The sequence below is a fragment of the Streptomyces sp. NPDC001515 genome, from assembly GCF_053597115.1.
In genome coordinates, this window is sequence record NZ_JBSFHN010000037.1 from 1 (window position 1) to 14,516 (window position 14,516).

Sequence of the window (14,516 nt, forward strand, 5' to 3'; positions counted from 1 at the left end):
CGTCCCCCCGTACGCCCGCCCCGACCAGTATCTGGAGCCGCCGGGCGGGGGGGCCGCGACGCCCTGCGCGCCCGCGGCGGGGGGGGGGGCCGCCGCCCACCCGCCCCTCCCCCGTTTCCGGGACTCAGTCGCCGTCCGGGTCGGCCCGCTCCAGCGCCGGACGGCGCGGCGCCGCCGACTCGGTCAGCAGATAGTCGGCCGCCGCGGTGTCCGTCACCAGGCTGGTGACCAGGCCCGAGCGCAGCACCGCCCCGATCGCCGCGGCCTTGCGCTGGCCGCCGGCGATCGCCACCACCTCGGGGATCCGGCGCAGCCGGTCCGCCTCGACCGTGATGCAGCGCTCGCCGAGGTCGCGGCCGACCCGCCGGCCGTCCGCGTCGAAGAGGTGCGCCGACATCTCGGCGGCGACCCCCAGCGAGGCGTAGTGGCGCCGCTCGTCGTCGGAGAGCATGTCGTGGACCGTGGAGATGCCCGGCTCCCACGAACCGATGGAGACGGCCGCGACCGTCACCTTGTCGAAGTACTCGAAGGCGCGGGCGATGCCCGTCTGGTGGCGCAGCGCGGCGGCCGTCGCCGGGTCGGGCAGCAGCATCGGCGCGTAGATCGGGTGGGCCTCGCCGCCGGAGACCTGGGCGGCCCGCCGGACCGCCTCGACCGAGCCGCGCTCGGCCGTCCCCGCGTCGTAGACCCCGGTGAGCTGCACGACCGTGCACGGCGGCAGCCGGTCGAGGGCCGCCGCCATGTGGATGGTGGACCGGCCCCAGGCGAGCCCGAGGACATCGCCCTCGGTCACCAGTTCGCCGAGCAGATCGGCCGCGACCTCGCCCAGGTTCTCGGGGTCGGCGGCGTCGTCCTGCTCCTCGGCGGGGGACTCGACGACGACCGCGTGGCGCAGTCCGTAGCGGGCGCGGAGCGCGTCGGAGCGCTCGGCGTCCAGTTCGGCGGGGACGCGGATCTCGATCCGTACGAGGTCACGCTCCAGGGCCGTCTCCAGGACCCGGGCGACCTTGAAGCGGCTGACGCCGAACTCCTCGGCGATCTGGATCTTGGACTTGCCCTCAAGGTAGAAGCGGCGGGCCATGGCCGCCGCCTGGACCAGCTCCGCGGGCCCCATCCGCAGGGCGGACCGGCCCGCCGACATTGCAGACACCGCGTTCTCCTCACTGCTGTTCACGCTCTCGATACGCCGTTCATCCTGTCAGATACGGCGATCCTTGACCGGTCCCGTCGGACCGCGTTCATCCGCCCTTGGCCCGGCCGTCGTCCGGCCGGGGGCGCGGCGGCCGGAGGTCAGTGACCGCAGGCCCAGCCGGCGGAGGCGATGGCCCCCTCGGCCCTGGCGCGCAGCGACCGGACCGCGGCGGCCGGGTCCTCGGCGCCGTAGACGGCGGAACCGGCGACGAACACGTCCGCGCCCGCCTCCGCGCACCGCTCGATGGTGGACTCGGAGACCCCGCCGTCGACCTGGAGCCACAGGTCGAGTCCGTGCTTGGAGATCAGCTCACGGGTGCGGCGGATCTTCGGCAGCATGATGTCGAGGAAGGCCTGGCCGCCGAAGCCCGGTTCCACGGTCATGATCAGCAGCATGTCGAGCTCGGGGAGCAGGTCCTCGTACGGCTCGACGGGCGTCGCCGGCTTCAGCGCCATGGAGGCGCGGGCGCCCTTGGCCCGGATCTCCCGCGCGAGCCGCACGGGGGCGGCGGCGGCCTCCGCGTGGAAGGTGACGGAGCCCGCGCCCGCCTCGACGTACTGGGGGGCCCAGCGGTCCGCGTCCTCGATCATCAGGTGGCAGTCCAGCGGGGTGGACGTGGCCCGGCTGAGCGATTCCACGATCGGCACGCCGAGGGTCAGATTGGGCACGAAGTGGTTGTCCATGACGTCGACGTGGAGCCAGTCGGCGCCTTCGACGGCCTGCGCCTCCTCGGCGAGACGTGCGAAGTCGGCGGAGAGAATGCTGGGGTTGATCTGGGCCATGGCCCAAGCCTGCCATGTTCTCCGGCACTTCCCCGCTCCGGTGCGCCCCAAAGCCTCACGGGATCATTACGGTTCGCGCATTCCCGGCCTTTTCGCCCCCGGCCGGAGCCGGGGACGGGCCGCAGCGGTCAGGCGGTGCGCCGCAGCAGTGCCAGGTACATGGCGTCCGTGCCGTGCAGATGCGGCCAGAGCTGGACGTCCGGTCCGTCGCCGAGCGCGGGGACCCCGGGCATCAGCGGGCGGGCGTCCACCCACTCGGCGCGGACGGGCTCGCCGCCGCGCCCCTTGAGGACGTCCTCGACGACCACCCGGGTCTCGGCCAGATGCGGCGAGCAGGTCGCGTAGCCGACCACCCCGCCGACCCGGACCGCCTTCAGCGCCTCGCGCAGCAGACCGCGCTGGAGGGGCGCGAAGCCCTCCAGGTCCTCCTTGCGCCGCCGCCAGCGGGCCTCCGGGCGGCGGCGCAGCGCGCCCAGGCCCGAGCAGGGGACGTCCATGAGGATGCGGTCGAAGCTGCCGGGCAGCCACGGCGGGCGGGTGCCGTCGGCGGTGATCACCTGGTACGGGCCGGGGTTGCCGGCCAGCGCACGTTCCACCAGGCGGGCGCGGTGGGGCTGCTTCTCGGCGGCGAGCAGGGTGGCGCCGCGGTCCGCCGCGAGCGCGGCCAGCAGGGCGGCCTTGCCGCCGGGCCCGGCGCAGCCGTCGAGCCAGCGGCGGTCCTCGCCCTCCAGCGGGGCGTTCGCCAGGGCGGCGGCGACGAGCTGGCTGCCCTCGTCCTGAACACCGGCCCGGCCCTCGCGCACGGCGTCCAGGGCGCCCGGTTCGCCGCCCTCGGCCATCCGCACGGCATACGGCGACCAGCGGCCCGGCAGGCCGTTCTCCTCACCGAGGACGTCGAGGAGCTCCCCGGTGGTGGAGCGGCCGGGGCGCGCGACGAGGGTGACCTCGGGGCGTTCGTTGTCGGCTTCGAGCAGGTCCTCGATGCCGGCGCGTCCGCCGCCGAGCGCGTCCCAGAGCGCGGAGACGACCCAGCGGGGGTGCGAGTGCACGACGGCGAGGTGGTCCTCGGCGTCCTCCTCGTAGGAGGGGGCCACCTTGGCCAGCCAGCCGTCGAGGTCGTCGGCGGACACCTTGCGCAGGACCGCGTTGACGAACTTGGCGCGGCCCTCGCCCAGCACCACCCGGGCCAGCTCGACACTGGCGGAGACGGCGGCGTGCGTGGGGATGCGGGTGCCGAGCAGCTGGTGCACGCCCATGTTCAGCACGTCCAGCACCGGCGGGTCGACCTCGCGCAGCGGCCGGTCGATGCAGGCGGCGACGATCGCGTCGTACGTCCCCTGGCGGCGCAGCGTCCCGTAGACCAGCTCGGTGGCCAGGGCCGCGTCGCGCTGGTCGAAGTCGCCCTTGGCGCGGGCCTTCTTCAGCAGCGGGGGCAGGACGAGGTTCGCGTACGCGTCGCGCTCGTCGACGGCCCGCAGTGCCTCGAAGGCGAGGAAGCGGACCGGGTCCTTCTGGGGACGGCGGTGCGGCTTGGCGGGACGGCGACGCGGCTGGTCGTTCACGTGAAAGGTGCTCCGCTGGTGGTGAGGGGGCGAACCCTCCCAGCCTACGTCCCCCGTCCGGCCCGGTCCGCCGTCGCGTCAGCTGCCGAGCAGCTCGCCGGGGACGATGCGCACCCCGCGCGCCCAGTCGGCCGCGCGCATCGGCTTCTTGCCCTGGGGCTGGACCCAGAGCAGTTCGACGGCGTGCGATCCGGTGCCGACGTGCACGCTGTTCTTCGCCGCGGACAGCTCGCCGGGGGCGAGATCGCCCCGGTCCACGACGGGATGGGCCTGGACCAGCTTCAGGCGCTCGCCCCGGAAGAGCGTCCAGGCGCCGGGGGCGGGGGTGCAGCCGCGGATCACCCGGTCGACGCGCAGGGCGGGCGCGGACCACTGGACCTGGGCGTCCTCGACGGTGATCTTCGGTGCGAGGGTGACCCCCTCGGCGGGCTGCGGCACGGCGTGCAGGGTGCCGTCCTCGATCCCGTCCATCGTCGCCGCGAGCAGACCGGCACCGGCGAAAGCGAGCCGGGTCAGCAGGTCGCCGCTGGTGTCGGTGGGCCGGACCTCCTCGGTGAGGACGCCGTAGACGGGGCCGGAGTCCAGTCCCTCCTCGATGAGGAAGGTGGAGGCCCCGGTCACCTCGTCGCCGGCCATGACCGCGTGCTGGACGGGGGCGGCGCCGCGCCAGGCCGGCAGCAGCGAGAAGTGCAGATTCACCCAGCCCCGCGCGGGGACGGCCAGGGCGCTCTTGGGGAGCAGCGCCCCGTAGGCGACGACGGGGCAGCAGTCGGGCGCGATCTCCCGGAGCCGGGCCAGGAAGTCCTCGTCGCGCGGCCGGGCGGGCTTGAGCACCTCGATCCCCGCCTCCTCGGCCCGCTCGGCCACCGGACTGGCGACCAGGCGCCGCCCGCGTCCGGCGGGGGCGTCGGGCCGGGTGACGACGGCGGCGACCTCGTGGCGGCCGGAGGCGATCAGGGCGTCCAGGGCGGGAACGGCGACCTCGGGGGTGCCGGCGAAGACGAGCTTCATGGGTGGTGGCTGCCTCTCGGGCCTTGACGGTGCGGGACGAGCGACGCACCAGTCTATGGGCCCCCGTACGACCGGGCGCCCGAGGGCGTGCGCCCGGTCGTACGGGGGCCCCGGCCCGGGGGGGCGTACGCGCGCCCGCACGCCCCTCGGATGTGCGGATACGCCCCGGGAGCGTGACCAGAGGCACGGGTGCGGCGTTGGTCAAGAGAGATTGACCGAAGCGAGCCGCCCTCGTGCGGCCCGATCCCTTTCAACGCCGGTTCGAGAGGCTTCTTCATGGCCGACCACGCAACCCACGACGCCCAAGCGCGGGCCAGTCTGCATCTCCTGGTGCGGGACATCGAGCGGGTCCGGCGGCAGGTGGACGCGCTGCGCACGCTCACGGCCCAGCTGGGCAACGTCTACCGTCCGCGCCGCTCCGGCCCTTCCACGGGCTTCGTCGTCTACGGACGGGCCCCCGCCCCCACCGTGAGGCTGGCCCAGGAATTGCGGGACAGCGTCGAGACCCTGGTGACGGCGGCGGTGGACTTCGACCGCTCGCTGGGCTTCTCCTGGGACGCGGTGGGCTCCGCGCTCGGAGTCACCAAGCAGGCCGTCCACCGCCGCTACGGCGCACGGCGCGCCACCCCCCAGCCGGTGGCGACGGAGGGCGCGGCCGAGGTCGTGGCGCAGCGCCCGGTCACCGGGTCGCCCGCGCTGCCGTCCGTTCCGGCGGCCCGTTCGATGCCGCCGCAGCCCTCGGCGGACCGCCCGCCGCTCCGCGAGGACCTGCGACCGGGCGTCTTCCCGGGCCCACGCAACGGCTGATCCGCCTCGGGGCGTGTGCCGAAGGTCCCGCCCGCTCGGCGGCGTCCGGCACGCATGCTCGCCGCGTCGCCGGGGTCATCCCGATACCTCCAGTGTCGGGGCGGCCCTCCGCCGGGCGATCGCACGCACCGGGCCCGCCGGGCCCGCCCTGCGGGCGGACGGCGCGGCTTTCACCACACGCCCGAGGGGCCGCCCGCGCGCCTATGCGCGGGGGCGGCCCCGACGACCCGTCCGGCCGGGCGCCCGAGGGACCCGGCCGGTCATTCGTACCCCTGCGGCGGAACGTTCCTCCGGTGCCCTTCCGGCGACGGGCACCGGAGCGTCCGCCACGGGGCCCGCGAAGGCGTCGCCACGGGCCGCACCACCACGGGGCCCCGGCGCGGGGCCCGGCGGCTCCACCCGAGTGGGGTCCGCCCGGCCCCGGCCGTCGGCAACCACCTCACGGCCGGGGTCACACGCGGACCGGCCGCGCGCCCTCGCCGCTCACCCGATGTCCGGCGGATCCACCCGGATCCGCACCGCGCCCGCGCCGCCTCCCGTGCGCGAGACCCGGGCCTTCTTGAGGGCGGCGGCCAGGGCCGCCCCGCTGCCGGGGGGAACGCGGATCAGGATCCGCTCCCAGCTCTGGCCGGCGGGGGCCTCGAAGGGGCGGCGGGGGCGGCCCGCCTCGGCGGCGGGCACCGGAACGGGCCCGAGGACCTGGGCATCCGGCGGGAGGGCGGCGGCGGCCAGGAAGGCGGCCACGGCCTCCGGGGCCCCCGCCACCGACGCCATCCGGGACACCGGCGGAAAGCCCAGCTCGGCCCGGTCCGCCAGCTCCCGACGCGCATGGCCGACGGGGTCCCAGCGCACCAGTGCCTGCACCGGGCGCAGGGTCGGCTCGGCGACGACCACGACCGTGCCGCCCTCGGGCCGGCCGCGCACCAGCGCCGCGGCCGCGATCCAGCGGCGCAGGGCCTCCTCGCCTGCGCGCAGATCGGGGCGGCCGACCATCGCCCAGCCGTCCAGCAGCAGCGCCGCCGCGTAGCCGCCCTCGGCCACCGGTTCGGCGCCGGGCGTGCTGACGACGAGGGCGGGCCGGTCCGGCACGGACTCCAGGACGTGGTCGCGGCCCGAGGTGCGGACCGGCACGGCCGGGAAGGCCCGGCCCAGCTCCTCCGCCGTGCGGCGGGCACCGACGATCTGCGCCCGCAGCCGGCGCCCGCCGCAGGCGGCGCAGTGCCAGGACGTCTCGGCCCGGCCGCACCAGGCGCAGTTCAGGTCCTGCTGGTCGGGGGCCTCCAGCGGTCCGGCGCAGTGCCGGCACCGGGCGGGCTCCCGGCAGCGCTCGCAGGCCAGCCGGGGCGCGTACCCCCGGCGGGGGACCTGGACGAGCACGGGTCCGGTGCTCAGCCCGTCCCGGACCGTCTGCCAGGCCAGGCTGGGCAGCCGGGCGGCGCGGGCCGCGCCGTCCCTGGCCAGTTCGCCGTCCCCGACCGTGCGCACGAGGGGCGCCGCGATCCGCAGCTGCTCGCGGTCCGGTCGCAGCGGCAGCGCCCAGCCGCTCTCGACGAGCTGCGCGGCCTCCACCGTGCAGCTCGTCGCACCGAGCAGGAACGCGCAGCGGCCGTGCGTGGCGCGCAGTTCCAGCACCTCGCGGACGTGCGGGAAGGGGGCGTTGTCGTCGCTGTGGCTGGAGTCGCCGTCGTCCCAGACGACGACCAGCCCGAGGTCCGCGACGGGGGCGAACATCGCGGCCCGGGTGCCGACGACCGCCCGGACGGAGCCCCGCCGCACGGCGAGCCACTCCCGGTAGCGCTTCTCGGGGCCGGAGCCGGCCGTGAGCACGGCGTGCCGGCCCTCCCCCAGCGCGGCGGTCAGGGCGGCGTCCACCCGGCCGGCGGCCCGTCCGTCGGGCACCACGACCAGCGCGCCGCGCCCCGAGGCGAGGGTGGCGGTGACGGCGGCGGCGATCTCCTGCGGCCAGTGCGGCCCCGGCAGGGCGGTCCAGACGGCGCGCGGCGCTCCCCCGCCGGCCAGCGCGGACAGGAAGGCGGGGCCCTGCGCGTACCGCGTCCAGGTCCCCGGGGCCGGGGCGTGCGGGGGCGGCAGCGGGGCCGGGGAGGGTGCCGCCTCGGCCCGTGCGTTCCTCGGCGGCACGGCGAGCTGGAGCACATCGGCGAGGCTGCCGGCGTAGCGGTCGGCGACGGCGCGGGCGAGGGCGAGCAGCTCCGGGCCGAGGACCGGTTCGGGCGAGACCACCGAGGCCAGCGCGGCGAGCGCGCCCTGGTAGTCGGACTCGGCCAGCCGCTCGATCAGGAAACCGTCGATGAGACCGCCGCCCTCGCGGCGTCCGCCCCGGACCTGGCGCGCTCCGGCGCCGAACCGCACCCGGACCCGCACCCCGGGCCGGGCGTCGGCGTCCAGTTCCTCGGGAACCGCGTAGTCGAAGTACTGGTCGAGGTGGAGCGCCCCCTTGTTGACCAAAACGCGGGCGACGGGCAGCTCCTTGGCCAGCGCGGCCCCGCGCCAGGTGCGCGGTTTGGCGCGGGGCACCTTGGCGGATCGCACGGTCTCGCGGATCAGCGCGAGCTGTTCCGGCGCCCCGGGATCGGGTTCGTCGGACCGCTTGTCGTCGCTGCTCACAGCCCTATCCCTACCAGACGGCACTGACAGCCGCCCCGGGGTCCGACGGCGGCGCCGGTCCGGGAGCGGACGCGCGGGAGCCCGGACACCGAACGTGCTCGGTGTCCGGGCTCCCGCGTACGGACGGAATCCAGCGGGCCCTTACAGGCCGGCGGCCGCGCGCAGGGCGTCCACCCGGTCGGTGCGCTCCCAGGTGAAGTCCGGCAGCTCGCGGCCGAAGTGGCCGTAGGCGGCGGTCTGGGAGTAGATCGGGCGGAGCAGGTCGAGGTCGCGGATGATCGCGGCCGGGCGGAGGTCGAAGACCTCGCCGATCGCGTGCTCGATCTTCTCGGTGTCGACCGCGGCGGTGCCGAAGGTCTCGACGAAGAGACCGACCGGCTCGGCCTTGCCGATCGCGTACGCGACCTGGACCTCGCAGCGGGCGGCGAGCCCGGCGGCGACGACGTTCTTGGCGACCCAGCGCATCGCGTACGCGGCGCTGCGGTCCACCTTCGACGGGTCCTTGCCCGAGAAGGCACCGCCGCCGTGGCGGGCGTAGCCGCCGTAGGTGTCGATGATGATCTTGCGGCCGGTGAGTCCGGCGTCGCCCATCGGGCCACCGATCTCGAACCGCCCGGTCGGGTTGACCAGCAGGCGGTAGCCCTCGGTGTCGAGCTTGATGCCGTCCTCGACCAGCTGGGCCAGCACGTGTTCGACGACGAACTCGCGGATGTCGGGCGCGAGCAGCGAGTCCAGGTCGATGTCGCTCGCGTGCTGCGAGGAGACGACGACGGTGTCGAGGCGGACGGCCTTGTCGCCGTCGTACTCGATGGTGACCTGGGTCTTGCCGTCGGGACGCAGGTACGGAATGGTCCCGTTCTTGCGGACCTCGGAGAGGCGGCGGGAGAGCCGGTGCGCGAGGTAGATCGGCAGCGGCATCAGCTCGGGCGTCTCGTCGCAGGCGTAGCCGAACATCAGGCCCTGGTCGCCCGCGCCCTGCTTGTCGAGCTCGTCCTCATCGCCCTCGACCCGCTTCTCGTACGCGGTGTCGACGCCCTGCGCGATGTCCGGGGACTGCGCCCCGATGGAGACGGAGACGCCGCAGGACGCGCCGTCGAAGCCCTTCTTGGAGGAGTCGTAGCCGATCTCCAGGACCTTGTTGCGGACCAGGGTCGGGATGTCGGCGTAGGCCTTGGTCGTGACCTCACCCGCGACATGCACCTGACCGGTGGTGATCAAGGTCTCGACGGCGACGCGCGACGTCGGGTCCTCGCGCAGGAGTGCGTCGAGAATGGTGTCGCTGATCTGGTCGGCGATCTTGTCGGGGTGGCCCTCGGTGACGGACTCCGAGGTGAAGAGACGGCGGGACACATCGCTCCCTGGGGTTGCAGCGGCTGCTGGCTGATCATGGGCCGGACCGTCCGGGAGCTGCGCCCGGGCACGGTCCGGGACCAGTTTATCGGTCGGCTCCGCCCAGCGGACACCGTGTCTCGCCCTTTGGGAGCTTTGTCCTCCCTCCGGGCGGTGTCCGCAGAGGCGCGGAGGCCGCCCGCGGCCCCTCCCCGGGCCCGCCCCGCAAGGGTTCGGGCCCCCCGGGGCGGCGACACGAGAATTTCACCCGAGCCGCGCCGACACGAGGTCCCAGACCGTGTCGGCAAGCGCTTCCTTGGGTCCGTGCGGCACGGCGGTCTCGCCGCCGTCGGCCGCGAGCACGACGGCCTCGTTCTCCTCGGAGCCGAAGGTCCTGCGCTCCCCCACCTCGTTGACGACGAGCAGATCGCAGCCCTTGCGGCGCAGCTTCGCCCGCCCGTTGGCGAGCACGTCGTCGGTCTCGGCGGCGAAGCCGACGACGATCTGCCCCGGCGCGGCGCGCTCGGCGGAGATCTCGGCGAGGATGTCGGGGTTGCGGACGAGCGCGACGGGGGCCGGTTCCCGGCCGTCCTTCTTCTTGATCTTCCCGGTCTCGTAGCGGGCCGGCCGGAAGTCGGCCACGGCGGCGGCCATCACCACGACGTCGGCGTCGGCCGCCGCCTTCAGCACGGCGTCGCGCAGCTCCACGGCGGTGCCGACGTGCACGAGGTCGGCGCCCGAGGGGTCGGGCAGCTGGGTGTTGGCCGCGACGAGCGTGACCCGGGCCCCGCGGGCGACCGCGGTGCGGGCCAGGGCGTACCCCTGCTTGCCGGAGGAGCGGTTGCCCAGGAAGCGGACCGGGTCCAGCGGCTCGCGGGTGCCGCCCGCGCTGATCACCACGTGCCGGCCGGCCAGATCGGGGGCGACGGGGCCGCGCGCCAGGACCCTGCGGCAGACCTCGAAGATCTCGGCCGGGTCGGGCAGCCGGCCCTTGCCGGTGTCGACGCCGGTGAGGCGTCCGACGGCGGGCTCGATGACGACGGCGCCCCGGCGGCGCAGCGTGGCGACGTTCTCCCGGGTCGCCGGGTGCTCCCACATCTCGGTGTGCATGGCGGGCGCGAAGACGACCGGACAGCGGGCGGTGAGCAGCGTGTTGGTGAGCAGGTCGTCGGCGAGGCCGTGGGCCGCCCTGGCGAGCACGTCGGCGGTGGCCGGGGCGACGACGACGAGGTCGGCGTGCTGGCCGATCCTGACGTGCGGGACCTCGTGGACGTCGTTCCAGACCTCGGTGGAGACCGGGTGGCCGGAGAGCGCCGACCAGGTGGCCGCGCCCACGAAGTGCAGGGACGCCTCGGTCGGGACGACCCGTACGTCATGTCCGGACTCGGTCAGCCGGCGCAGCAGCTCGCACGCCTTGTACGCGGCGATGCCCCCGCTGACCCCCAGAACGACCTTCGGCTTGTCCACTGCGTCTCCCCGCACTCGGCTCCGTACGCGTTCGTACTCCCCCATGCTGCCTCACCGGTGCGCAGGCGGTCCGGTCGCCCCGGGCACACCACAGGCCCGACGGTCGGGCCGCCGGGCCTGGGGTGAAGGTGCGTCTCCTGCTTACTGCGCGGGGCCCTCGATGGCCTCGGAGGTGAGCAGGCCCGCGTTGATCTCGCGGAGCGCGATCGAGAGCGGCTTCTCGTGCACGTGGGTGTCGACGAGCGGACCGACGTACTCGAGGAGTCCCTCACCGAGCTGCGAGTAGTACGCGTTGATCTGGCGCGCGCGCTTGGCGGCGTAGATCACGAGGCTGTACTTCGAGTCGGTTGCTTCGAGGAGCTCATCAATCGGCGGGTTGATGATGCCCTCGGGCGTGGTGATGGAAGAGGACACTCTCTGCCTTCCGAAGGGGGTGAAGATCAAAGAAATCTTTGACAGTCAGGGGCTCGTGACCGGGCCCCGTGTCGTGCGTTCAGGCGCCGCCGGCACGGTGGCCGGAAGCCTCCAGCATCAAGGCTAGCAGCTCACGTGCCACGTCCTCGACGGAGGTGTTGACGAGCGTGGTGTCGAACTCGGCCTCGGCGGCCAGTTCGACCCTGGCCGCGGCCAGCCTGCGCTCGATCACCTCGGGCGCCTCGGTCCCCCGGCCGGTGAGCCGGCGCACCAGCTCCTCCCAGCTCGGCGGCGCGAGGAAGACCAGCTGGGCGTCGGCCATGGACTGGCGGACCAGCCGGGCGCCCTGGAGGTCGATCTCCAGCAGGACCGGCTCGCCGGCCTCCAGCCGCTCCTGCACGGCGCGGCGCGGCGTGCCGTAGCGGTTGCCGGCGAATTCGGCCCACTCCAGCAGCTCGCCGTTGGCGATCAGCTTGTCGAACTCCTCGTCGTCCACGAAGAAGTAGTGGACCCCGTTGCGTTCGCCGGGGCGGGGCTTGCGGGTCGTCGCCGACACCGAGAGCCACACCTCGGGGTGGACCTTGCGCATATGCGCGACGACCGTGCTCTTGCCGACCCCCGAGGGGCCGGAGAGCACGGTCAGCCGCGGACGTACGTCCGGGGGTACGGGGGACGTCCCCCGGGATGTTGCAGCCATGGAGCGATTATCCAGGTTCTCAGGAGTGCCTGAGAACGTCAGGCGGCGCTGCCGCCGAACTCGCGCTCCAGGGATGCGATCTGGTTGGAGCCGAGACCGCGGACGCGGCGGCTCTCGGAGATGCCGAGTCGCTCCATGATCTGCTTGGCGCGGACCTTGCCCACGCCGGGCAGGGACTCCAGCAGGGCGGAGACCTTCATCTTGCCGATGACGTCGTTCTCCTGACCGGACTTGATGACCTCGTGGAGGGAGGCGCCGGAGTGCTTGAGTCGATTCTTGACCTCGGCCCGCTCCCGGCGAGCCGCGGCGGCCTTTTCGAGCGCGGCTGCGCGCTGTTCAGGGGTAAGGGGCGGAAGAGCCACGCCTACGTCACCTCGGATGTCGTTCTGTCGGATACGGACCGGTGAGACGGCGGGACAGCCCTCTCACCAGGTGAGCCGCGAACAACCTGTGCTCGTTGGCCCTCGACGGAGACTAGCGGCCAAGGCCGCCCGAGTCAGCGAGAACAGATGAAAAGTCCTGGTCAGCCTCTGCCGACCAGGACATTTCCGGCATAACACCTGAGATTTTTGGTCAGGATTCCGTCAACTCGTTGTTACGTGGCCGTGTCACGCATCCGTGACGGCCGCGCGGACCTCGTCCGCGAACCGTTCGGCGGCCCCGCGAAGCCCGGCGGCATCGGGCCCGTGACGCAGCACGCCCCGGCTCACGCTCGGCACCACATTGCGCACGGAGGCGCCGAAGACGCCGGGCAGATCCGCCGGCGTCGCGCCCTGGGCGCCGATGCCCGGCGCGAGCAGCGGGCCGTTGATCGAGAGATCGGCGCCCGCGTCCCCGAGGGTCGCCCCGACCACTGCGCCGACCGAGCCCAGCGGATCGGCCCCCGCGTTCTCCCCGGCCATGTGGTCGAGCATCACCTGGGCCAGCGAGCGGCCGTCGGCGGCGGTGGCCCGCTGCACCTCGGCACCCTCCGGGTTGGAGGTGAGCGCCAGGACGAAGACGCCCGATCCGGAGACCGCGGCCGCGTCCAGCGCCGGGCGCAGCGAGCCGAAGCCGAGGTACGGCGAGACGGTCACCGCGTCGGAGTAGAGCGGCGAGTCCTTGTCGAGGTAGGTCGCGGCGTAGGCGCCCATGGTGGAGCCGATGTCGCCGCGCTTGGCGTCCATGAGGACCAGCGCGCCCGCAGCCCTGGCCTCCTCGACGGCCTTCTCCAGGACGGCGATGCCGCGCGAGCCGAAGCGCTCGAAGAACGCGGACTGCGGCTTGAGGACGGCGACCCGGTCGGCCAGCGCCTCGACGACCGTACGGGTGAAGCGCTCCAGGCCCGCCACGTCGTCGGACAGCCCCCAGGCGCCGAGCAGGGAGGCATGCGGGTCGATGCCCACACAGAGCGGTCCGCGGGTGTCCATCGCGTGGCGCAGGCGCGCGCCGAAGGGTTCCTGGGTCATTTCACGGCCTTCCTGGTTCCGGCGCCGACCGCGTCGGCGAGGGTGGCGTACGGGGAGGCGGCCAGCCGTGCGGCGAGGCCCTTGTGGATCGCGCGGGCGTAGAACGGGCCCTCGTAGACGAAGGCGCTGTAGCCCTGGACGAGGGTGGCGCCGGCCAGGATGCGCTGCCAGGCGTCCTCGGCGTTCTCGACGCCTCCGACGCCGACCAGGGTGATCCGGTCCCCCACGCGGCGGTAGAGGCGGCTCAGGACCTCCAGGGAGCGTTCCTTGAGGGGTGCGCCGGACAGGCCGCCGGTCTCCTTCACCAGGGACGCCGGGGACCGCAGGCCCAGGCCGTCGCGGGCGATGGTGGTGTTGGTGGCGATGATGCCGTCCAGGCCCAGTTCCACGGCGAGGTCGGCGACCGCGTCCACGTCCTCGTCCGCGAGGTCCGGGGCGATCTTGACGAGCAGCGGGACGCGGCGGTGGGTGACGGTACGGTCGGCGGCCTCGCGCACGGCGGTGAGCAGCGGGCGCAGCGACTCGGTGGCCTGGAGGTTGCGCAGTCCGGGCGTGTTGGGCGAGGAGACGTTGACGACGAGGTAGTCGGCGTGGGCGGCCAGGCGTTCGGTGGAGGTCACGTAGTCGGCGGCGGCGTCGGCCTCGGGGACGATCTTGGTCTTGCCGATGTTGACGCCGACGGTCGTGCGGAAGACCGGGGTGCGGGCGGCCAGGCGGGCGGCCACGGCGGCCGAGCCCTCGTTGTTGAAGCCCATGCGGTTGATGAGCGCGCGGTCCGCGACCAGGCGGAACAGGCGCTTCTTCGGGTTGCCGGGCTGCGGCTCGCCGGTCACGGTGCCGATCTCGACGTGGTCGAAGCCGAGCATCGCCATGCCGTCGATCGCGACGGCGTTCTTGTCGAAGCCGGCGGCGAGGCCGAAGGGGCCGTGCATGCGCAGACCCAGGGCCTCGGTGCGCAGCTCCTTGTACCGGGGGGCGAGCGCGGCGGCCACGAAGGTGCGCAGGACGGGGATGCGGGCGGCGAGGCGGATCCAGCGGAAGGCCAGGTGGTGGGCGCGTTCCGGGTCCATCCGGGTGAAGACCAGGCGGAAGAAGAGCTTGTACATCGGGGGTGTCCTAGGTTCTCGCGAAGCGTCGGGGTTCTCGCGAAGAGGGGGACACCGTTTCCGGTGTCCCCCTCTG

Annotated in this window: 13 protein-coding genes; 1 reads left to right on the top strand and 12 read right to left on the bottom strand. The window is 74.2% G+C overall.

Going from position 1 to position 14,516, the window contains the following annotated elements; genetic code table 11:
• Positions 1-124 precede the first annotated feature (124 nt).
• From ACWCXC_RS30580 to fmt, 4 genes are all read right to left on the bottom strand, one after another.
• Positions 125-1,141, bottom strand: a complete 1,017-nt coding sequence (locus tag ACWCXC_RS30580; protein WP_450682149.1) for a sugar-binding transcriptional regulator — start codon at positions 1,139-1,141, stop codon at positions 125-127.
• 149 nt (positions 1,142-1,290) lie between these two features.
• The gene (gene rpe, locus ACWCXC_RS30585) at positions 1,291-1,974 is read right to left on the bottom strand and encodes a ribulose-phosphate 3-epimerase (RefSeq protein WP_450682147.1); all 684 of its coding nucleotides are present in this window, start codon (positions 1,972-1,974) and stop codon (positions 1,291-1,293) included.
• 128 nt (positions 1,975-2,102) lie between these two features.
• Complete coding sequence (locus ACWCXC_RS30590; RefSeq protein ID WP_450891140.1) at positions 2,103-3,536, bottom strand: RsmB/NOP family class I SAM-dependent RNA methyltransferase; 1,434 nt, start codon at positions 3,534-3,536, stop codon at positions 2,103-2,105.
• A 78-nt stretch (positions 3,537-3,614) separates the two neighbouring features.
• The gene (gene fmt, locus ACWCXC_RS30595; RefSeq protein ID WP_450682145.1) at positions 3,615-4,547 is read right to left on the bottom strand and encodes a methionyl-tRNA formyltransferase; all 933 of its coding nucleotides are present in this window, start codon (positions 4,545-4,547) and stop codon (positions 3,615-3,617) included.
• A gap of 276 nt (positions 4,548-4,823) precedes the next feature.
• Here fmt and ACWCXC_RS30600 point away from each other — a divergent pair, with 276 nt between their 5' ends.
• Entirely contained in the window at positions 4,824-5,354 is a 531-nt protein-coding gene (locus tag ACWCXC_RS30600; RefSeq protein WP_450891141.1) for a hypothetical protein, read from the top strand.
• 483 nt (positions 5,355-5,837) lie between these two features.
• Here ACWCXC_RS30600 and ACWCXC_RS30605 read toward each other — a convergent pair whose 3' ends face one another.
• From ACWCXC_RS30605 to ACWCXC_RS30640, 8 genes are all read right to left on the bottom strand, one after another.
• Positions 5,838-7,979 (bottom strand): primosomal protein N', encoded by a 2,142-nt coding sequence (locus ACWCXC_RS30605; protein ID WP_450891142.1) that lies wholly within the window; start codon positions 7,977-7,979, stop codon positions 5,838-5,840.
• Positions 7,980-8,120: 141 nt separating this feature from the next.
• Positions 8,121-9,329 (bottom strand): methionine adenosyltransferase, encoded by a 1,209-nt coding sequence (gene metK / locus ACWCXC_RS30610; RefSeq protein WP_450682142.1) that lies wholly within the window; start codon positions 9,327-9,329, stop codon positions 8,121-8,123.
• Positions 9,330-9,572: 243 nt separating this feature from the next.
• Entirely contained in the window at positions 9,573-10,775 is a 1,203-nt protein-coding gene (gene coaBC / locus ACWCXC_RS30615) for a bifunctional phosphopantothenoylcysteine decarboxylase/phosphopantothenate--cysteine ligase CoaBC (protein WP_450891143.1), read from the bottom strand.
• A 141-nt stretch (positions 10,776-10,916) separates the two neighbouring features.
• Complete coding sequence (rpoZ, locus tag ACWCXC_RS30620) at positions 10,917-11,189, bottom strand: DNA-directed RNA polymerase subunit omega (protein ID WP_003970369.1); 273 nt, start codon at positions 11,187-11,189, stop codon at positions 10,917-10,919.
• A 79-nt stretch (positions 11,190-11,268) separates the two neighbouring features.
• The gene (gmk, locus tag ACWCXC_RS30625) at positions 11,269-11,886 is read right to left on the bottom strand and encodes a guanylate kinase (protein ID WP_450682140.1); all 618 of its coding nucleotides are present in this window, start codon (positions 11,884-11,886) and stop codon (positions 11,269-11,271) included.
• 38 nt (positions 11,887-11,924) lie between these two features.
• Positions 11,925-12,248, bottom strand: a complete 324-nt coding sequence (locus ACWCXC_RS30630) for an integration host factor (protein ID WP_018524251.1) — start codon at positions 12,246-12,248, stop codon at positions 11,925-11,927.
• A 246-nt stretch (positions 12,249-12,494) separates the two neighbouring features.
• Positions 12,495-13,334 (bottom strand): orotidine-5'-phosphate decarboxylase, encoded by an 840-nt coding sequence (gene pyrF, locus ACWCXC_RS30635; RefSeq protein ID WP_450891144.1) that lies wholly within the window; start codon positions 13,332-13,334, stop codon positions 12,495-12,497.
• Positions 13,331-14,440 (bottom strand): quinone-dependent dihydroorotate dehydrogenase, encoded by a 1,110-nt coding sequence (locus ACWCXC_RS30640; protein WP_450891145.1) that lies wholly within the window; start codon positions 14,438-14,440, stop codon positions 13,331-13,333. The genes pyrF and ACWCXC_RS30640 overlap by 4 nt, the downstream gene beginning before the upstream one ends.
• Positions 14,441-14,516: the final 76 nt, after the last annotated feature.